General features: G+C 55.7%; 19 protein-coding genes. 16 read left to right on the forward strand and 3 right to left on the reverse strand.

The annotated features are described in order from the left end of the window. Positions 1–58 precede the first annotated feature (58 nt). Both flgK and flgL read left to right on the forward strand, forming a co-directional pair. Complete coding sequence (gene flgK / locus IM271_RS18480) at positions 59–1,699, forward strand: flagellar hook-associated protein FlgK (RefSeq protein ID WP_048956760.1); 1,641 nt, start codon at positions 59–61, stop codon at positions 1,697–1,699. A gap of 14 nt (positions 1,700–1,713) precedes the next feature. After that, positions 1,714–2,667: a flagellar hook-associated protein FlgL gene (gene flgL, locus IM271_RS18485; protein WP_041910520.1), complete on the forward strand. Its 954-nt coding sequence runs from the start codon at positions 1,714–1,716 to the stop codon at positions 2,665–2,667. A 75-nt stretch (positions 2,668–2,742) separates the two neighbouring features. Here flgL and IM271_RS18490 read toward each other — a convergent pair whose 3' ends face one another. Further along, positions 2,743–3,957 carry an MFS transporter gene (locus tag IM271_RS18490; RefSeq protein ID WP_048960925.1) on the reverse strand — a complete coding sequence of 405 codons (1,215 nt, stop codon included), beginning with the start codon at positions 3,955–3,957 and terminating at the stop codon, positions 2,743–2,745. A gap of 109 nt (positions 3,958–4,066) precedes the next feature. Between IM271_RS18490 and IM271_RS18495 the strand changes: the two genes are divergently transcribed. Then, on the forward strand, positions 4,067–5,005 hold the full coding sequence (locus IM271_RS18495) for a LysR family transcriptional regulator (protein WP_063437654.1): 939 nt from the start codon (positions 4,067–4,069) through the stop codon (positions 5,003–5,005). Between the two features lie 41 nt (positions 5,006–5,046). Here the strand turns inward: IM271_RS18495 and rne are convergent, their stop codons facing one another. After that, positions 5,047–8,154, reverse strand: coding sequence for a ribonuclease E (gene rne / locus IM271_RS18500; RefSeq protein ID WP_193052981.1), 3,108 nt, complete (start codon positions 8,152–8,154; stop codon positions 5,047–5,049). Between the two features lie 572 nt (positions 8,155–8,726). Here rne and rluC point away from each other — a divergent pair. Further along, positions 8,727–9,674 (forward strand): 23S rRNA pseudouridine(955/2504/2580) synthase RluC, encoded by a 948-nt coding sequence (gene rluC, locus IM271_RS18505; protein WP_193052982.1) that lies wholly within the window; start codon positions 8,727–8,729, stop codon positions 9,672–9,674. A gap of 79 nt (positions 9,675–9,753) precedes the next feature. Here the strand turns inward: rluC and IM271_RS18510 are convergent, their stop codons facing one another. Continuing rightward, complete coding sequence (locus IM271_RS18510) at positions 9,754–10,338, reverse strand: nucleoside triphosphate pyrophosphatase (protein WP_193052983.1); 585 nt, start codon at positions 10,336–10,338, stop codon at positions 9,754–9,756. Between the two features lie 140 nt (positions 10,339–10,478). Here IM271_RS18510 and yceD point away from each other — a divergent pair, with 140 nt between their 5' ends. The 12 genes from yceD to holB all read left to right on the forward strand — a co-directional run bounded on the left by yceD (position 10,479) and on the right by holB (position 20,269). Continuing rightward, complete coding sequence (gene yceD, locus IM271_RS18515; protein WP_021240759.1) at positions 10,479–11,000, forward strand: 23S rRNA accumulation protein YceD; 522 nt, start codon at positions 10,479–10,481, stop codon at positions 10,998–11,000. A 16-nt stretch (positions 11,001–11,016) separates the two neighbouring features. Further along, a complete protein-coding gene (rpmF, locus tag IM271_RS18520; RefSeq protein WP_003857964.1) occupies positions 11,017–11,190 on the forward strand; it encodes a 50S ribosomal protein L32 in 174 nt (57 codons plus the stop codon). A gap of 80 nt (positions 11,191–11,270) precedes the next feature. Next, the gene (gene plsX, locus IM271_RS18525; RefSeq protein ID WP_028012715.1) at positions 11,271–12,305 is read left to right on the forward strand and encodes a phosphate acyltransferase PlsX; all 1,035 of its coding nucleotides are present in this window, start codon (positions 11,271–11,273) and stop codon (positions 12,303–12,305) included. 6 nt (positions 12,306–12,311) lie between these two features. Next, complete coding sequence (locus IM271_RS18530; RefSeq protein WP_041910515.1) at positions 12,312–13,265, forward strand: beta-ketoacyl-ACP synthase III; 954 nt, start codon at positions 12,312–12,314, stop codon at positions 13,263–13,265. Positions 13,266–13,280: 15 nt separating this feature from the next. Beyond that, positions 13,281–14,210 (forward strand): ACP S-malonyltransferase, encoded by a 930-nt coding sequence (fabD, locus tag IM271_RS18535; protein WP_028012717.1) that lies wholly within the window; start codon positions 13,281–13,283, stop codon positions 14,208–14,210. Between the two features lie 12 nt (positions 14,211–14,222). Continuing rightward, complete coding sequence (gene fabG / locus IM271_RS18540; protein WP_010429699.1) at positions 14,223–14,957, forward strand: 3-oxoacyl-ACP reductase FabG; 735 nt, start codon at positions 14,223–14,225, stop codon at positions 14,955–14,957. A gap of 154 nt (positions 14,958–15,111) precedes the next feature. Further along, positions 15,112–15,348 carry an acyl carrier protein gene (acpP, locus tag IM271_RS18545; protein WP_003857954.1) on the forward strand — a complete coding sequence of 79 codons (237 nt, stop codon included), beginning with the start codon at positions 15,112–15,114 and terminating at the stop codon, positions 15,346–15,348. 91 nt (positions 15,349–15,439) lie between these two features. Beyond that, positions 15,440–16,681, forward strand: coding sequence for a beta-ketoacyl-ACP synthase II (fabF, locus tag IM271_RS18550; RefSeq protein ID WP_045630098.1), 1,242 nt, complete (start codon positions 15,440–15,442; stop codon positions 16,679–16,681). A 121-nt stretch (positions 16,682–16,802) separates the two neighbouring features. Further along, positions 16,803–17,618 (forward strand): aminodeoxychorismate lyase, encoded by an 816-nt coding sequence (pabC, locus tag IM271_RS18555; protein ID WP_193052984.1) that lies wholly within the window; start codon positions 16,803–16,805, stop codon positions 17,616–17,618. Beyond that, entirely contained in the window at positions 17,615–18,637 is a 1,023-nt protein-coding gene (gene yceG, locus IM271_RS18560; RefSeq protein ID WP_193052985.1) for a cell division protein YceG, read from the forward strand. The genes pabC and yceG overlap by 4 nt, the downstream gene beginning before the upstream one ends. Continuing rightward, positions 18,627–19,268, forward strand: coding sequence for a dTMP kinase (tmk, locus tag IM271_RS18565; RefSeq protein ID WP_041910511.1), 642 nt, complete (start codon positions 18,627–18,629; stop codon positions 19,266–19,268). Before yceG ends, tmk begins: the two co-directional genes overlap by 11 nt. Further along, entirely contained in the window at positions 19,265–20,269 is a 1,005-nt protein-coding gene (holB, locus tag IM271_RS18570; protein WP_045261638.1) for a DNA polymerase III subunit delta', read from the forward strand. Before tmk ends, holB begins: the two co-directional genes overlap by 4 nt. Positions 20,270–20,279: the final 10 nt, after the last annotated feature.

Here is a 20,279-nt window from a genome sequence, read left to right on the forward strand (position 1 = left end):
TGGAGGTTGCCGATAACCTTCATCAGGACTCGTGTCTGAACGTATAAAAGGAACCCCCATGTCCAGTTTGATTAACAGCGCCATGAGTGGCCTCAGTGCCGCGCAGTCGGCACTCAATACCGTCAGTAATAATATTTCAAGCTATAACGTGGCAGGTTACACCCGCCAGACGACGGTGCTGGGTGCATCTAACAGCACGCTGACCGGCGGTGGCTGGGTGGGTAACGGGGTGTATGTCTCCGGTGTCCAGCGTGAATATGACGCTTTCATCACCAACCAGCTGCGCGCCGCGCAGACTCAGAGCAGCGGCCTGACCACGCGCTATCAGCAGATGTCAAAAATTGACGATGTGCTCTCCGATACCACCAACTCGCTTTCCACCACTCTGCAGGATTTCTTTAAGAGCCTGCAAACGCTGGTGAGCAACGCGGAAGACCCGGCTGCGCGTCAGACGGTGCTGGGAAAAGCGGGCGGCCTGGTCAATCAGTTCAAAACCAACGATCAGTATCTCCGCGATCAGGATACGCAGGTGAATACGGCGATCGGAACCAGCGTTTCGCAGATCAACAACTATGCCAAACAGATTGCCAATCTGAACGATCAGATTTCCCGCCTCACCGGTGTCGGCGCGGGCGCATCACCTAACGATCTGCTCGACCAGCGCGATCAGCTCGTCAACGAGCTGAACAAAATCGTGGGTGTGGAAGTTTCGGTTCAGGATAGCGGCACGTTTAACATCTCTTTCGGCAACGGCTACAGCCTGGTGCAGGGCAGCAAAGCTAACCAGCTGGCTGCCGTGAAGTCCAGCGCCGATCCTTCCCGCACCACTATCGCCTACGTCGATGAAGTTGCGGGTAATGTCGAGATCCCGGAAAAGATGATCACTACCGGTTCGTTAGGCGGTTTGCTGACCTTCCGCGCGGAAGATCTGGATAAGGCTCGTAATAACCTGAACCAGATGGCGCTGGCGTTTGCTGACGCGATGAACAAGCAGCACGAGGCCGGCTTTGATGCCAACGGCGATGCGGGCGGCAAGCTGTTCGGCTTCGGTTCTCCGGCTGTGCTTTCCAACAGCAAAAATAGTGGCACGGCGGTCGTCAATGCCACCGTTGCGGACAGCACCAAAGTTCAGGCAACGGACTATAAGCTGCAGTTTAACGGCACCGACTGGACCATCACCCGCACGTCGGACAAGACCAGCTTTACCATGAGCCCGGATGCCAGCGGCAATCTGTCGTTTGATGGTCTCAACGTGAACGTCAGCGGTTCGGCCAACGCCAAAGACAGCTTTACCGTGAAGCCCGTCTCTGACGTCATCATGAACATGGAACTGTCCATCAGTGACGAATCCAAACTGGCCATGGCCGCGGTGCAGAACGGCGGTGAGAGCGATAACCGCAACGGGCAGAAAATGCTCGACCTGCAAAACAGCAAAGTGGTTGGCGGGAACAAAACCTTTAACGATGCCTATGCCTCCCTGGTGAGCACCGTAGGGAGCACCACCGCTTCACTGAAAGTCAGTAGCCAGACGAAAGCCAATGTGGAAACGCAGTTAATTAAGCAGCAGCAGACCATCTCTGGGGTAAACCTCGACGAAGAGTATGGCAACCTGCAGCGTTATCAGCAGTATTACCTCGCCAACGCGCAGGTGCTTCAGACTGCCAGTACGCTCTTCGATGCAATTATCAACATTCGTTAAGGTTGAGGTGAAAAATGCGTATTAGCACCCAGATGATGTACGAACAGAACATGCGCGGGATCACCGATTCCCAGAGCAGATGGCTGAGCTACGGTGAACAAATGTCCACCGGCAAGCGCGTTAACCGTCCGTCGGACGATCCTATCGCGGCTTCACAGTCTATTGTGCTGTCACAGTCTCAGTCTCAAAACAGCCAGTTCGCGTTAGCGCGCACCTTTGCCACGCAAAAAGTGTCGCTGGAAGATAACGTGCTGACCCAGGTGAACACCGCGTTATCAAGCGTGCGTGAGAAGCTGGTCTACGCGTCAAACGGCACCTTAAGCGATGACGACCGTCTCTCTCTGGCGACCGATATCCAGGGGATCCGTGACCAGCTGATGAACCTGGCTAACACGACGGATGGCAATGGTCGCTTTATCTTTGCGGGATACAAAACCGAGAGTGCACCGTTTGATGCCGCAACCGGCACCTACAATGGTGGTACTGAGGCGATCACTCAGCAGGTCGATACGGCGCGAAACATGGCGATCAGTCATACCGGCCAGCAGATCTTTGAGAGCATTACCAGCAATGCACAAGAGCTGCCGGGCGGTGGGTATGGCGATACCAACATGTTTAAAATCCTTGATTCCGCCATTGCTTCGTTGAAAACGCCGATTGAGAACGATCCGGCCGCGGCCGCCGCGCAAGGCCAGGTGATTTCCAACGCGCAGATCGGTATTAAAAACGCTCAGAACAACGTTCTGACGGTCGTTGCGGATGTGGGTACTAAACTGAACGAACTGGAAAAACTCGATACTCTGGGTGACGACCGCGCGCTGGGTCAGACTAAGCAGATGAGCGACCTGGTGGACGTGGACTGGAACGAAGCGATTTCCTCTTACACCATGCAGCAGGCGGCCCTGCAGGCCTCTTATAAAGCGTTTAGCGATATGCAGGGCATGTCTCTGTTCCAGCTGAACAAATAACATCTTGACCTCTTGGAACATGTCTTGAAACTGGGCATGTTTTACTGCCCAATCCGTCTGGATTGGGCATTTTTTTTATGCCATTTCTGCTGGTGCCGAGGCGACCCGCGCGCTTTCAATCATACGGATTGCCAGCGCAATGATGCCGCAAACCGTTGCCAGCGCAACTACGCCCGTCCAGCCAGCCAGCGTGTAAATATTGCTGCCTAACGCGGAACCCAACGCCATGCCGATAAAGATCACGGTAAAGAGCAGGGCGTTCAGACGACCCCGCGCCTGTGGCTCAAGGCTGTAAACCAGATTCTGGTGCGCGACCAGGCTGGACTGCAGGCCCAGATCGAACCCGATAGCAGAGACGGCAATCAGAATCAGCTGTCCGTGAACTCCCAGGGCGGGCATCAGGAACATCAGGGCAAACGAGACGGTCACAAGGACGGCACCAAGCTGCGTGACTTTCCCGGCACCCAGTTTATCCGCCAGGCCGCCCGCCAGCGGGGCTGCCAACGCACCGGCTGCACCTGCGATACCAAATCCACCTGCGACGGCACTCCCGAGGTGATAGCGTTCCAGCAGCATGACCGCAAGCGTAGACCAGAAGGCGCTAAAGGCTATCGACAGAAAACCCTGGGCCAGCGCGGCACGGCGCAGAGCGGGATAGCGACGCCACAGATGTTCCATCGAGCGCAGCAGAGCGGGATAGCTCAGCGTGGAGTGAACGGCGAAACGAGGGAGTACGGCCCACATCACCACGCCGATAAACGCAATACTTCCCGCAGCCAGCTGATACATCACGCGCCAGCCAAACGCTTCGCCCACCACGCCGCTGACGGTTCGGGAGAGCAAAATACCCAGCAGCAGACCGGTCATCACCGTACCCACGGTTTTCCCCTGTTTGCCTTCCGGCGCAAGGATCGCCGCAGCCGGGACAATATCCTGCGCCATGGTGGCGGCCATGCCGATGAGCAGGCTTGCCAGCAGCAGGGAGTGGATCTGTCCGGTCAGGCTACAGCCCAGCAGGAACAGCGCCAGGGCCGCGCTCTTTATCAAGATTAATGTTCTGCGGTCGTGGCGATCGCCGAGCGGCAGCAGGAACAGGATCCCTAAGGCATATCCCGCCTGGGTGAGGGTCGGGACCAGGCCCATTCCTTCGATACTCAGGTGAAGGTCGGCGCCCATCAGAGGCAGCAGAGGCTGGGCATAATAAATGGATGCCACGCTGAAGCCTGCACCGAGCGCCAGCATTAAGATTACCCAGCGGCTTACGGCATGGGCGGCGGTTGTTGTGTTCATAAGACGTTCCTCATTCATCGTGTGAGGCTATTTTTCATCAGTACGCCTTGCGGCGGTAGCGGGCGCGGTGGTAAAACGCTTATACGTTGAACGTATAGATGAAAAGTAAATGAAAAGAGTTGAGCGTATAGACAGGGTAGAGCTAATGCGGACGTTTGTCCGCATTGTGGAGGCGGGTTCCCTTTCTGCGGCGGCACGGCAGCTGGACACCACCCAGGCCACGGTGAGCCGACGGCTGCAGTCGCTTGAGACAATGCTGGGCGTGCGTCTGATGTTGCGCACCACCCACACGACGCGGTTGACGGATGACGGGGAGCGCTGCTATCAGCATGCCCGTCGGGTAATTGACAGCTGGCTGGCGCTGGAAGATGAGGTGGGGCAGACGGAAGATGAACCTGTAGGCGTGCTGCGGGTGCGGGCACCGCATGCGTTTGGTCAGGATCAGCTCCTGAAACCACTAACCGAATTTCTACAGCGTTATCCGCAGCTTTCTATTGAATGGATGCTCAACGATCGGTCGGCTGATTTTCTGGGCGACAACCTTGACTGCGCTATTCGGGTGGGAATGGAAGTCGACCCGGCGACCGTGTCCGTGCTGCTGGCCGAAGTGCCGCGCTCGGTGGTGGCTTCTCCGGCATTGCTGGACCGCTTTCCGACGGTTAACGCCCCGGAGGATCTGCAGCAGCTTCCCTGGATTGCCATCAGCTCTTTCTACCAGCGCCATGTGGAGCTTTTTCACGAGGCATCATCCGCCACCGCGCGCGTGATAATTACCCCACGCCTGAGCACCGACAGTCTGTATGTCGCACGCAATACGGCACTCACCGGCCTTGGCGTGGCGGTAGTATCCAGCTGGACGGTACAGGATGATATCCGGGAAGGTCGGCTGGTACATTTGCTGCCAGAGTGGCAGCCGGCGGCGTTACCGGTGCATCTGGTTTACCCCTGGTCCCGGTATTATCCGGCGCGCTTGCGGCGATTTCTGGAGCTAATGCGGCAGATCATGCCGGAGGTCACCGGGATGAGAAAGCCCGTGCAGCAGCCATAAAAAAAGCCGACCCGAAGGTCGGCTTTTTACTTTCTGCGTCGTTATTCGACAGACTGCGGACGCGTCGCTGGTGCAGTCGCCTGATGCGTTGCACTGTGGCCGCCTGCAGCGCCTTTACCGTCAAAGCTGAACGCCGGGCGAACCCAGTCGCTGTGACGCGGTGCTTCAGGCACATACTCTGGTGCCGGAGCGCGCGTCATCGGCGCTGTCGCAACGTGAGCAGGCGCAGGAGCGGCAACAACCTTAACCGGCTCTGGCTCCACTTCAGGCGCTTTCGCTTCTTCAACAACCGGTTCAACCTGAATCTCAACGTCCTGAACGATTTCTTCAGTGGTGGTTTCGACGAGGGTTTCAGCGGCTTCTTCCACTGCGGCTACTGGTTCAGCCTCTTCAGCGACTTCCTCAGCCACCACGACATCTTCTTCGGCGATAATCTGCGGCGCGGCATCAACCGGCGCGGCAATCACTTCAGGATGGGTGGTTTCGACGTCCACTGCGTGTGGTTCTGCCGCTTCAACAACCTGAGGTTCAACCACGGTTGCTGCTTCGGTCACAGCATCTTCAACCGCTGCTACAGGAGCAATCACCTCTTCGGTCACAGCCTGCTCTTCAACAGCCTGCTCCAGGCGAGCGACCGGATAACGGATCCAGACTTTGCCGGATGCCATTTCTGGTGACGCGCACGCCACGGTCAACGGCATTGGAGACTGAGTCGGATAACGCTCGTCACGGTAGCGACGACGACGCTGGCCACTCACGCGCAGATGACGCGGAGAACGGCGGGAGCGACGCGGCATACCTGCGTTGTCACGGTTTTCACCGTTTTCATCCTGCTCAACGTTATTGTCCACGACGGCTGGCAGGTCAACTTTTGCAACCTGCGTGCCTGTTGCGGTTTCTGCCGCTTCAGCCGCAACTACGGTGGTTTCTTCTACCGGAGCCGCACCAACGCGCACTTTCTGTGACAGCTGGCGCTGCTTACGACGAGGCATCACCTGAGTACGTTCTTCCTGCTCGCCGTCCTGCTGCTCAGCGGGCTCTTCGCGGTTCAGGTTTTTAACTTCCTGCTGCGCCTGACGCTTCTCGTCGTTACGACGACGGTTGCGTTCGCGGCGTGGCTGCTGCTCGTCGCGCTGTTTGCTCTTCTCGGACTCATCGCCCGCCTGCTGGCGAATTTCACGATCTTCAACATTCTGCTGCTGTTTCTCGCGACGGTTGCGACGGTTGTCTTCGCGCTGCTCACGGCCTTCGTTATTGTCTGAGCGGCTGTCACGACGCTCATTACGGTCGCTGCGGTCGTTACGATCGCGGCGGTTGTTCTGACGCTTGCGACGGTCCTGCTGACGTTCAGGTTTGGCTGCTTTAGGTTCTTCTTTCGGCTGCTCTGGCTGAACTTCTTCACCCGCAAACATCTTCTTCAGCGCGCCGAAGAAGCGGCTCAGCAGACCCGGTTGCGCCGGCTGGACTTTCGCGGCTGTTGCTTCTGGTTTCTGCGCCGCCGGTTTGGCCGCAGGTTTTTCCAGCGCCGCTTCCGGTGGTGCTTCAGGCATAATGAAGGTCGCTAACGCAGGCTGCTCTGGCAGTTTGCGCTCGGCAGGTTCTTCATCGGAAGGCAGCGCCATCTCTTCTTCATGCAGCTTCGGCAGCAGGTAGCTAAGGGTGCTGGTCTCTTCGCCCTTACGGACACGCAGCACGTGATAGTGCGGGGTTTCCATCTGGTCGTTTGGCACGATGATGCAGCGAACGCCGCCCTGACGCGCCTCGATTGCGCTGACCGCTGCACGTTTTTCGTTCAGCAGGTAGGAGGCAATCGGCACAGGCACAATGGCGTGAACCTCTTTGGTGTTCTCTTTCAGCGCTTCTTCTTCAATCAGACGCAGGATAGAGAGAGACAGCGATTCGTTATCACGCACGGTGCCGGTGCCGGAGCAGCGCGGGCAGACGTGATGGCTGGACTCACCCAGCGACGGGCTCAGACGCTGGCGGGACATCTCCAGCAGGCCGAAGCGCGAGATGTGGCTAATCTGGATACGCGCGCGATCCTGACGCACCGCTTCACGCAGGCGGTTTTCAACCGCGCGCTGGTGGCGAACAGGGGTCATGTCGATGAAGTCGATAACAATCAGACCGCCCAGGTCGCGCAGGCGGAGCTGGCGGGCGATTTCATCAGCGGCTTCAAGGTTGGTGTTGAAGGCCGTCTCTTCGATGTCCCCGCCGCGGGTTGCACGCGCGGAGTTGATGTCGATAGCGGTCAGCGCTTCGGTGGTATCGATAACGATAGAACCGCCAGACGGCAGGCGCACTTCACGCTGGAAGGCGGACTCGATCTGGGATTCGATCTGATAGTGGCTGAACAGCGGGATTTCACCAGTGTACAGTTTAATTTTGCTGGTGAAATCCGGACGACCCAGCGCGGCGATGTGCTGGCGAGCCAGCTCAAGCACTTTCGGGTTATCGATCAGAATCTCACCGATGTCCTGACGCAGGTAATCACGGAAGGCACGCACGATAACGTTGCTTTCCTGGTGGATCAGGAACGGAGCAGGGCGGCTTTCTGCGGCTTTCTGGATAGCTTCCCAGTGCTTCAGACGGAAGCTCAGGTCCCACTGCAGCGCTTCGGCAGATTTGCCCACGCCCGCGGTACGCACGATAAGCCCCATGCCATCCGGCAGCTCAAGGCTTGCCAGCGCTTCTTTCAGCTCGGTACGGTCATCACCTTCGATACGGCGAGAGATGCCCCCCGCGCGCGGGTTGTTTGGCATCAGCACCAGATAGCTCCCCGCCAGGCTGATAAAGGTTGTCAGTGCGGCACCCTTGTTGCCGCGCTCTTCTTTATCAATCTGAACGATAACTTCCTGACCTTCACGCAGAACATCTTTGATGTTTGGGCGGCCATGGGCGTTGTAGTTTGCAGGGAAATATTCGCGGGCGATTTCTTTCAGAGGGAGGAAACCATGACGCTCAGCACCGTAATCGACAAATGCAGCTTCAAGGCTTGGTTCAATGCGGGTGATTTTACCTTTGTAAATGTTCGCTTTTTTCTGTTCGTGTCCAGGACTTTCGATATCCAGATCGTACAGGCGCTGCCCATCCACAAGGGCGACACGCAACTCTTCTTGCTGAGTTGCGTTGATTAACATTCTTTTCATCGTAACTTACTCGTTATTCTTACATTGACGACAAAGCTGCGGGCAAGGTGACGCTTTCCGGGGTATGAACCGATGGCCTCGTGTCTGTTCACGTCGCCAACCTCACGGTTGTCGCTCGCTTAAGAGGCGCAGAGTGTCGGTTGCCTGTATTTCATACGGAAACACAGCGCAATTATCAGGGGAATTGCCTGGGTAGAACTCTCCAGAGAACAATCCTTATACCGGGAAGTACTGCAACCCGCAGCCCGCTAACTGCCTGAAAGATCAATACGTCTTACGCCATTGCTGCGTGGATGATCGGTCAGACAAAATTGGTCATTCCGTCGACATCCTTACAAAACCCGGATTTAACGCGGAAAACAGCCCCATTATTCCACTGCTCGCCGGGTTATAGCAAGATGACTTTTACCAATTATCACCCGGTTACTCACAGTTTCTTCACCTCAAGGTGGTGATTGGTTTAATAACCACCAAATCGATTGCGTGAAACGGGGCGCAGGCCGGATAAAAGTAAATATAAGCATAGAAAAATGAGTGGCGCTAATGGCTGACGATATTTAGAATCGCCAACCATGAAAACAGAGACTCCAGCCGTAAAAATGGTTGCTATCGCGGATGACTACGCGGGGCAACGCATCGATAACTTCTTGCGCACCCAACTGAAGGGCGTGCCAAAGAGTATGATTTACCGCATCCTGCGTAAGGGCGAGGTGCGGGTGAATAAAAAACGCGTGAAGCCTGAGTATAAGCTCGAAGCCGGTGATGAAGTGCGTATTCCACCGGTTCGCGTGGCAGAACGTGAAGAAGAGGTGGTTTCGCCGAAGCTGCAAAAAGTCGCGGCCCTGAGCGATGTCATCCTTTATGAGGACGATCATATTCTGGTGCTGAATAAGCCATCGGGTACCGCGGTCCACGGTGGTAGCGGTCTGAGCTTCGGCGTGATTGAAGGGTTACGTGCGCTGCGTCCGGAAGCCCGTTTCCTCGAACTGGTTCACCGCCTGGACCGTGATACTTCAGGCGTGCTGCTGGTAGCGAAAAAGCGTTCAGCGCTGCGTTCCCTGCACGAGCAGCTGCGTGAGAAGGGCATGCAGAAAGATTATCTGGCGCTGGTGCGCGGTCAGTGGCAGTCCCACGTGAAGGTGGTGCAGGCCCCGCTGCTGAAGAACATTCTGCAAAGCGGCGAGCGCATTGTTCGCGTGAGCCAGGAAGGGAAACCGTCGGAGACGCGCTTTAAGGTTGAAGAGCGCTACGAGTTAGCCACGCTGGTACGTTGCAGCCCGGTGACGGGGCGTACCCATCAGATTCGCGTGCATACCCAGTTTGCGGGCCATCCGATTGCGTTTGATGACCGCTACGGCGACCGGGAATTTGATAAACAGCTGGCGGGCACGGGCCTGTCGCGTCTGTTCCTGCATGCGGCAGCGCTGAGGTTTACCCATCCTAATACCGGGGAAGTTATCCGTATTGAAGCGCCGCTGGACGAGCAGTTGAAACGCTGCCTGAAGGTTCTGCGCGGCTGATTATGTGCCGGGTGGCGCTGCGCTTACCCGGCCTACGAAACCCGTAGGCCCATGCAAGCGAAGCGCCGCTGGGCATAACTTACACGATCAGCGGATTACACTCTTCTCGCCGTAACATCTGGCACAAGGCAATCAGCGGCAATCCCACCAATGTGTTCGGATCCCGACCGTCCAGCTTGTCGAACAGCGCAATCCCCAGTCCTTCACTCTTAAAGCTTCCTGCGCAGTTCAGCGGACGTTCCCGGCGCACGTAGTCCATAATCTCCTGCTCGCTAAGATGGCGGAAGTGCACGTCGAACGGCTCGCATTCGGTTTGCAGATGGCCGGAGGCGGAGTTATAGAGCGCCAGGCCCGTGTAAAAGGTCACGATAGTGCCCCGCGCACGCAGAAGCTGCTGGCAGGCATTCTCCTCCGTATGGGGCTTGCCGGTGATTTCGCCGTCCAGCACGCAAACCTGATCGGAGCCTATAATCAAATGTGCAGGATAACGTGCGGCCAGCGATTGCGCTTTCTTTTTAGCGAGACGCGTCACCAGATGACGCGGTGATTCGCCCGGCTGCGGCGTCTCATCAACGTCCGGCGCGGCGCATTCAAACGGGATCCCGAGCTTTTCCAGCAGCGTTCGACGGTAGGGAGAAGTGGAAGCAAGGACGAGATTTGGCATATTTTTATCACCAGATATAGCGTATCGATGCCAGCCATTTTAAACTACAGGCCGCAATGTGTGCGAATAATTGGCAAAAGGCAGCTCTGGTTGCCTTTTTCTTTGACTCTATGACGTTACAAAGTTAATATGCGCGCCCTATGCAAAAGGTAAAATTACCCCTGACTCTTGATCCGGTTCGTACGGCTCAAAAACGCCTTGATTACGAAGGTATCTATACTTCCGATCAGGCCGAGCGTATTGCCGAATCTGTAGTCAGTGTGGACAGTGATGTAGAATGCTCCATGTCGTTCGCTATCGACAACCAGCGTCTCGCCGTTTTAACCGGTGATGCAAAGGTAACGGTAACGCTCGAGTGTCAGCGTTGCGGGAAACCGTTTGTACAGCATGTTCACACAACGTATTGTTTCAGTCCGGTTCGTTCTGACGAACAGGCTGAAGCACTCCCGGAAGCGTATGAGCCGATTGAGGTTAACGAATTCGGTGAAATCGATCTTCTGGCTCTGGTTGAAGATGAAATCATCCTCTCCTTGCCAGTCGTTCCGGTGCATGATTCTGAACACTGTGAAGTGTCCGAGGCGGACATGGTCTTTGGGGAACTGCCTGATGAAGCGCAAAAACCAAACCCATTTGCCGTATTAGCCAGCTTAAAGCGTAAGTAATTGAGGAGTAAGGTCCATGGCCGTACAACAGAATAAACCAACCCGTTCCAAACGTGGCATGCGTCGTTCCCATGACGCGCTGACTGCAGTTACCAGCCTGTCTGTAGACAAGACTTCTGGTGAGAAACACCTGCGTCACCACATCACCGCTGACGGTTTCTACCGCGGCCGCAAGGTTATCACTAAGTAATCGCGCGAAAGCGTGATTAGGCTTAGTGAGGATTTCCCCGTGCAAACGGGGAAGTTACCGAACCAGGCTGCGACGATACCTTGACACGTCTAACCCTGGCGTTAGATGTCATGGGGGGAGATTTTGGCCCTTCCGTGACAGTGCCTGCAGCATTGCAGGCACTGAATTCTAATTCGCAACTCACACTTCTTTTAGTCGGCAATCCCGACACAATCACGCCATTACTTGCAAAAGCTGACTTTGAACAACGTTCGCGTCTGCAGATTATTCCTGCGCAGTCAGTTATTGCCAGTGATGCACGCCCCTCACAGGCGATTCGTAATAGCCGTGGCAGCTCTATGCGCATGGCGCTGGAGCTGGTAAAAGAAGGGCGAGCGCAGGCTTGCGTCAGCGCCGGCAATACCGGTGCGCTGATGGGGCTGTCGAAATTACTGCTCAAGCCGATTGAGGGCATTGAGCGCCCGGCGCTGGTGACGGTGTTACCGCATCAGCAGAAGGGGAAAACGGTGGTGCTCGATTTGGGCGCTAACGTGGATTGTGATAGTACCATGCTGGCTCAGTTCGCCGTGATGGGGTCGGTGCTGGCAGAAGACGTGGTCGGGATCAACAATCCCCGCGTTGCGTTATTGAATATTGGTGAAGAAGAGACCAAAGGCCTGGACAGCATTCGCGACGCTGCTGAAATGCTCAAACAGGTTCCCTCCATCAACTATATTGGTTATCTCGAAGCCAATGAGTTGCTGACGGGAAAAACGGATGTTCTGGTGTGCGATGGCTTCACCGGAAACGTAACGTTGAAGACCATGGAAGGGGTCGTGCGCATGTTCCTTTCTCTGCTGAAATCTCAGGGAGAAGGCAAAAAAAGCGCCTGGTGGTTGATTTTATTGAAGCGTTGGTTACAAAAGAGCCTGACGCGGCGATTCAGTCACCTCAACCCCGACCAGTATAATGGCGCCTGTCTGTTAGGATTGCGCGGCATCGTGATTAAGAGTCATGGCGCCGCCAATCAGCGAGCATTTTCTGTCGCCATTGAACAGGCAGTGCAGGCGGTGCAGCGACAAGTCCCTCAGCGGATTGCCGCTCGCCTGGAATCTGTATTAGCTAAAAGTGACTGAGCGTACATGTATACGAAGATTTTAGGTACCGGCAGCTACCTGCCAAAACAAGTGCGTACCAACGCCGATCTGGAAAAAATGGTAGATACGTCTGACGAGTGGATTGTCACGCGCACAGGTATCCGTGAACGTCGTATCGCCGCGCCAGACGAAACCGTGTCCACCATGGGTTACGAAGCCGCACAGCGCGCTATCGAAATGGCGGGTATCGATAAAGAAGAGATTGGCTTGATCGTGGTTGCCACGACGTCTGCCACGCATGCTTTCCCAAGCGCGGCGTGTCAGGTGCAGAACATGCTCGGTATTAAAGGCTGCCCGGCGTTTGACGTTGCCGCCGCGTGCGCAGGTTTCACCTACGCGCTGAGCATTGCCGATCAGTATGTTAAATCTGGCTCCGTCAAATATGCACTGGTTATCGGTGCTGACGTTTTGGCGCGTACCTGCGATCCAACCGATCGCGGAACGATCATTATTTTCGGTGATGGTGCCGGTGCGGTGCTGCTGGGGCAGTCCGAAGAGCCGGGTATCATCTCCACGCATCTGCATGCCGATGGCCGCTACGGCGAGCTGTTAACGCTGCCTAACGCCGATCGCGTTAATCCGGACAGCTCCATCTACCTGACCATGGCGGGTAACGAGGTGTTCAAGGTGGCGGTGACCGAGCTTGCGCACATTGTCGATGAGACGCTGGAAGCAAATAACCTTGAACGCACCGCACTCGACTGGCTGGTGCCGCATCAGGCGAACCTGCGTATCATCAGCGCCACCGCTAAAAAGCTGGGCATGTCGATGGATAACGTTGTGGTGACGCTGGATCGTCACGGCAACACCTCTGCGGCGTCGGTACCGTGCGCATTTGATGAAGCGGTACGCGACGGACGAATCAAACGGGGCCAACTGGTCTTGCTTGAAGCCTTCGGTGGCGGGTTCACCTGGGGTTCCGCGCTGGTTCGTTTCTAGTATAAGGAATAAAAAATGACGCAATTTGCTTTTGTGTTCCCGGGCCAGGGTTCTCAAACCGTTGGGATGTTGTCTGAAATGGCAGCAAACTACCCGGTCATTGAAGAGACTTTTCGTGAAGCTTCTGATGCGCTGGGTTATGATCTGTGGGCGCTGACCCAACAGGGTCCGGCCGAAGAGCTGAACAAAACCTGGCAAACTCAGCCAGCGTTGCTGACTGCGTCCGTTGCGCTGTGGCGCGTATGGCAGCAGCAGGGCGGTAAAGCGCCAGCGCTGCTCGCGGGCCATAGCCTGGGTGAATACTCTGCGTTGGTGTGCGCCGGTGTGATTGCGTTTGCTGACGCGGTGCGCCTGGTAGAACTGCGCGGTAAATTCATGCAGGAAGCGGTGCCAGAAGGAACGGGTGGCATGTCTGCCATTATTGGTCTGGATGATGCCGCGATTGCAAAAGCGTGTGAAGAATCTGCTGAAGGGCAGGTGGTTTCTCCGGTTAACTTCAACTCGCCGGGCCAGGTTGTTATTGCTGGTCATAAAGAGGCCGTTGAACGTGCCGGTGCTGCCTGTAAAGCCGCGGGCGCCAAACGCGCACTGCCGCTGCCGGTCAGCGTACCGTCGCACTGCGCACTGATGAAGCCCGCAGCCGAGAAACTGGCGGCTGAGCTGGAAAAAATTACCTTTAACGCACCGACGATTTCCGTTGTGAACAACGTCGATGTGAAATGCGAAACCGCGCCGGAGGCTATCCGTGACGCACTGGTTCGCCAGCTCTATAGCCCGGTACAGTGGACCAAAACCGTTGAGTTTATGGCCTCTCAGGGCGTTGAGCACCTTTATGAAGTCGGTCCTGGTAAAGTCCTCACCGGTCTGACGAAACGTATTGTTGACACCCTGACTGCCTCGGCGATTAACGAGCCGGAAGCGATGTCAGCGGCACTCTCGCAATAAAAGAGGAATACCATGAGTTTTGAAGGAAAAATTGCCCTGGTTACTGGCGCAAGCCGCGGTATCGGGCGTGCAATTGCTGAAACACTGGTCGCGCGCGGCGCGAAGGTGATTGGTACAGCAACCAGCGAGAATGGCGCTCAGGCCATCAGCGAGTATCTGGGTGCGAACGGTAAAGGTCTGGTACTGAATGTGACCGAACCTGCATCTATCGAATCTGTTCTGGAAAATATTCGCGCAGAGTTTGGTGAAGTGGATATTCTGGTCAATAATGCCGGGATCACTCGCGACAACCTGCTGATGCGAATGAAAGATGATGAGTGGAACGATATTATCGAAACCAATCTGTCATCTGTATTCCGTCTGTCAAAAGCGGTAATGCGCGCTATGATGAAAAAGCGTCATGGTCGTATTATCACTGTTGGTTCTGTGGTTGGTACCATGGGAAATGCTGGTCAGGCTAACTACGCTGCGGCGAAAGCAGGTCTGATCGGTTTCAGTAAGTCGCTGGCGCGTGAAGTCGCGTCCCGCGGGATTACTGTAAACGTTGTTGCTCCGGGCTTTATTGAAACGGACATGACGCGTGCGCTGACTGATGATCAGCGTGCGGGTACGCTGGCGGCAGTTCCGGCGGGTCGTCTTGGCGACCCTAAAGAAATCGCCAGTGCGGTTGCATTTTTAGCCTCTGACGAAGCGGGTTACATCACTGGTGAGACCCTCCACGTCAACGGCGGGATGTACATGGTTTAATCACGATCGAAAATATTTGCGTTATTAGGGCAAATGGCCTCAAAATAACGTAAAATCGTGGTAAGACCTGCCGGGATTTAGTTGCAAATTTTTCAACATTTTATACACTACGAAAACCATCGCGAAAGCGAGTTTTGATAGGAAATTTAAGAGTATGAGCACTATCGAAGAACGCGTTAAGAAAATTATCGGCGAACAGCTGGGCGTTAAGCAGGAAGAAGTTGTGAACTCCGCTTCCTTCGTTGAAGACCTGGGCGCAGATTCTCTTGACACCGTTGAGCTGGTAATGGCTCTGGAAGAAGAGTTTGATACTGAGATTCCGGACGAAGAAGCTGAGAAAATCACCACCGTTCAGGCTGCCATTGATTACATCAACGGCCACCAGGCGTAAGTGAACATCTCCAGGCGGTCATTCGACCGCCTGAGTTTTATCTTTTTTAGTCCCACGTATCTCTTTTTTTATCCCTCCCTGGAGGACAAACGTGTCTAAGCGTCGTGTAGTTGTGACCGGACTTGGCATGTTGTCTCCTGTCGGCAATACCGTAGAGTCCACCTGGAAAGCTCTCCTTGCCGGTCAGAGCGGCATCAGCCTAATCGACCATTTCGATACTAGCGCCTATGCAACGAAATTTGCTGGCTTAGTAAAGGATTTTAACTGTGAAGAGATCATCTCGCGCAAAGAACAGCGCAAGATGGATGCCTTCATTCAATATGGAATTGTCGCTGGCGTTCAGGCCATGCAGGATTCTGGCCTTGAGATTACGGAAGAGAACGCAACCCGTATCGGCGCCGCTATCGGCTCCGGGATTGGTGGTCTTGGCCTGATCGAGGAAAACCATACATCGCTGATGAATGGCGGACCGCGTAAGATCAGCCCGTTCTTCGTTCCGTCCACGATTGTTAACATGGTGGCAGGTCACCTGACCATTATGTTCGGCCTGCGTGGGCCAAGCATCTCTATCGCTACCGCGTGTACGTCTGGCGTACATAACATCGGCCAGGCCGCGCGTATCATTGCGTACGGCGATGCAGATGCTATGGTTGCGGGCGGTGCTGAAAAAGCCAGTACCCCACTGGGTGTTGGTGGTTTCGGCGCAGCGCGTGCGCTCTCTACCCGTAACGATAACCCTCAGGCGGCGAGCCGTCCGTGGGATAAAGACCGCGATGGTTTCGTGCTGGGTGACGGCGCAGGTATGCTCGTACTGGAAGAGTACGAACATGCGAAAAAACGTGGCGCGAAAATTTATGCTGAAGTCGTTGGCTTCGGGATGAGCAGCGATGCGTATCACATGACGTCTCCTCCGGAGAACGGCGCGGGTGCTGCGCTGGCGATGGAAAATGCGATCCGTGATGCGGGTATTACCCCTGCACAGATTGGCTACGTTAACGCGCACGGCACTTCTACGCCTGCAGGCGATAAAGCAGAAGCGCAGGCGGTTAAGTCTATCTTCGGCGAGGCTGCCAGCCGCGTAATGGTCAGCTCCACGAAATCCATGACCGGTCACCTGCTGGGTGCGGCGGGTGCAGTAGAGTCAATCTACTCTATCCTTGCGCTGCGCGATCAGGCTGTGCCGCCAACCATCAACCTGGATAACCCGGATGAAGGTTGCGATCTGGACTTCGTTCCGCACGAAGCGCGTCAGGTTAGCGGTATGGAGTACACCCTGTGTAACTCCTTCGGCTTTGGCGGTACGAATGGTTCTCTGATCTTCAAAAAGGTCTGAGCCTGACTGCCCGAAAGCTATAAAAAAAGGTCCGCTTGGCGGGCCTTTTTTATTAGGGAAAATCCCCTTGTCCGGCTTTTAACATCCTGCCAGACTGAGCCTCCACGCATAAGGAGACACCATGTTTCTCATTAATGGCCTTGAGCAAGAAACGCTGCCGGCAAGCGACAGGGCAACCCAGTTTGGCGATGGCTGTTTCACCACTGCGCGTATTCTTGACGGTGAGGTGAGCCTGCTTGACGCCCATATCCGTCGTTTACAAAAAGCCTGCGAGAAATTGCTGATTCCCTTCATGCAGTGGGACACTCTCGAGCGCGAGATGCGCCGGCTGGCGTCAGGTAATACAAACGGCGTTTTAAAAGTTATTCTTAGCCGTGGCAGCGGTGGGCGAGGGTACAGCGGTTCCGCCTGTCAGCATCCCACGCGTATTCTTTCCGTATCAGCGTATCCTGCTCACTATGCGCGCTGGCGTGAGGAGGGGGTAACGCTGACGCTGAGCCCGGTACGGCTGGGGCGAAACCCTATGCTCGCCGGAATAAAACATCTTAACCGCCTTGAACAGGTGCTTATTCGTACTCATCTTGAACAGACGGACGCCGATGAGGCGCTAGTCCTTGACAGCGAAGGGTTCATTACGGAATGCTGTGCGGCTAATTTACTCTGGCGGAAGGGCCGTGAGGTCTTCACCCCTTCGCTGGAGCAGGCTGGGGTTAACGGCATCATGCGCCAGTTTTGTTTGCAACAGCTGGCACATGCAGGCTTTCGCGTTGTCGAAGTAAACGCGAAGGAAGAGGCGCTGCTGTCCGCCGATGAAGTTGTGATCTGCAATGCGCTGATGCCTGTTATACCCGTTCGGGCGTATGGTCAACAGCGCTGGTCTTCGCGAGAGCTCTTTACGTTTTTAGCCCCGATATGTGAGCAAATCAAAAAGTCATGAAGAAAATGTTGCGCTTTGTCCTTCTCCTGATTGTTGCGCTGGGTATTGCCGGCGGAGCGGGAGTATGGAAGGTTCGCCAGCTGGCGGACAGTAAAATCCTGATTAAAGACGAGACGATTTTTACCCTGAAAGCCGGTACCGGGCGGATGGCGCTGGGCGAGCAGCTTTACGGGGATAAAATCATCAACCGTCCACGCGTGTTCCAGTGGTTATTGCGTATCGAGCCTGAACTGTCTCACTTCAAGGCTGGTACCTATCGCTTTACGCCCGGCATGACCGTCAGAGAGATGCTGCAGCTGCTGGAAAGCGGTAAAGAGGCACAGTTCCCGCTGCGCTTTGTTGAAGGGATGCGCTTAAGCGATTACCTCAAGCAGCTGCGTGATGCGCCTTACATCAAGCACACGCTCAAAGACGATCGCTATGAGACGGTCGCCGAAGTGCTGAAATTTGAACATCCTGAGTGGGTGGAAGGCTGGTTCTGGCCAGACACCTGGATGTATACGGCGGGCACGACCGATGTGGCGATTCTTAAACGGGCACACAAAAAGATGGTCGAGGCAGTTGATTCCGCCTGGGAAGGGCGCATGGACGGTCTGCCTTATCAAGATCAAAACCAGTTTGTGACAATGGCCTCGATCATTGAGAAAGAGACGGCCGTGGCGGCCGAGCGCGACCGGGTCGCGTCGGTATTTATCAACCGCCTGCGCATCGGCATGCGTCTGCAAACCGACCCGACCGTCATCTACGGCATGGGCGAGAGCTATGCCGGTAAGATCTCCAGAAAAGATCTGGAGACGCCAACGGCGTATAATACCTACGTGATTAACGGCTTGCCGCCGGGCCCGATAGCCACGCCGAGCGAGGCTTCGCTCAAAGCCGCCGCGCACCCGGCCAAAACACCGTATCTCTATTTTGTGGCTGATGGAAAAGGGGGACATAACTTTAACACCAACCTTGCCAGCCATAATCGCTCTGTTCAGGACTATCTGAAGGCACTTAAGGAAAAAAATGCGCAGTAAATACATTGTCATTGAGGGACTCGAAGGGGCGGGTAAAACCACCGCCCGTAACGTGGTAGTGGATACGCTGAAATCGCTTGGCGTCGCTGACATGGTCTTTACCCGTGAGCCGGGCGGTACTCAGCTGGCGGAGAAACTGCGCAGTCTGGTGCTGGATATTAAATCCGTTGGTGACGAGGTTATTACTGACAAAGCCGAAGTGCTGATGTTCTATGCGGCGCGCGTCCAGCTGGTTGAGACCGTGATTAAACCTGCTCTGGCCGACGGCAAGTGGGTGATCGGCGACCGTCACGATCTGTCGACTCAGGCCTATCAGGGTGGCGGACGCGGTATTGACCAGGCGATGCTGGCAACCCTTCGCGATGCCGTACTGGGGGATTTTCGCCCGGACCTGACCCTCTACCTGGATGTGACCCCGGAAGTGGGCCTCAGGCGCGCCCGCGCGCGCGGCGAACTGGACCGCATTGAGCAAGAGTCTTTCGATTTCTTTAACCGCACGCGCGCACGCTATCTTGAGCTGGCCGCGCGGGACAGTGCAATTCGTACCATTGACGCCACGCAATCTCTGGACGACGTCACGCGCGATATTCAACAGACCGTTACGCAGTGGCTACAGGAGCAGCAGGCATGAAATGGTATCCATGGTTGCGCCCGCACTTTGAACAGCTGATCGCCAGCTATCAGGCCGGTCGGGGGCATCATGCGTTACTGATTCAGGCGTTGCCGGGAATGGGGGATGATGCGTTGATCTACGCCATCACTCGTTTTCTGATGTGCCAGCAGCCGGAAGGGCATAAAAGCTGCGGTAAATGCCGCGGCTGCCAGCTGATGCAGGCCGGCACGCATCCTGACTATTACACGCTTGAGCCTGAGAAGGGCAAAAGCGCGCTCGGCATTGATGCCGTGCGTGAAGTCAGCGAGAAACTGTACGAACATGCGCGTCTGGGCGGGGCAAAAGTGGTCTGGCTCAACGACGCTGCGTTGCTTACCGAGGCGGCGGCGAACGCGCTGCTTAAAACCCTGGAAGAGCCGCCGGAAAAGACGTGGTTTTTCCTTTCCTGCCGGGACCCGGGACGTTTACTGGCGACGCTGCGCAGCCGTTGTCGTCTCCATCATCTGGCGGTGCCTCAGGAATCGTGGGCGTTAAGCTGGCTTGAGCGAGAGGTGACAACGTCACAGGAGAGTGCGTTGTCTGCGCTGCGCCTCAGCAGCGGCGCCCCCGCGGCGGCGCTGGCATTACTACAGCCTGACGTCTGGTCGCAGCGAGAAGCGCTCTGCCGGGCCGTTGAGGCTTCACTTAACAACCAGGACTGGCTAAGTTTACTGCCTGCGCTGAATAGCGATCGGGCCGTCGAGCGTCTGCACTGGCTGGCCTCCTTATTGCTCGATGCGCTAAAAATCCAGCAAGGGGCTACGCTGCTGACTAACCCGGACGCGTGGCCCCTGGTGAACATGCTGGCAAGCCGCCTTACAGGCGCGTCTCTGCACGCTATCCTTCATGATGTTTGTGAGAGCCGCGAACAGCTTTTAACCGTGACGGGTCTTAATCGCGAGCTTTTGCTGACCGACCAGTTACTGCGTATTGAACACTACCTGCAACCGGGCGTTACGCCGCCTGTTTCCCATCTCTGAGAGAGACATT

Origin of the sequence: Enterobacter cloacae complex sp. I3 (genome assembly GCF_014896175.1) — a bacterium.
Classification (GTDB): Bacteria; Pseudomonadota; Gammaproteobacteria; order Enterobacterales; family Enterobacteriaceae; genus Enterobacter; species Enterobacter bugandensis.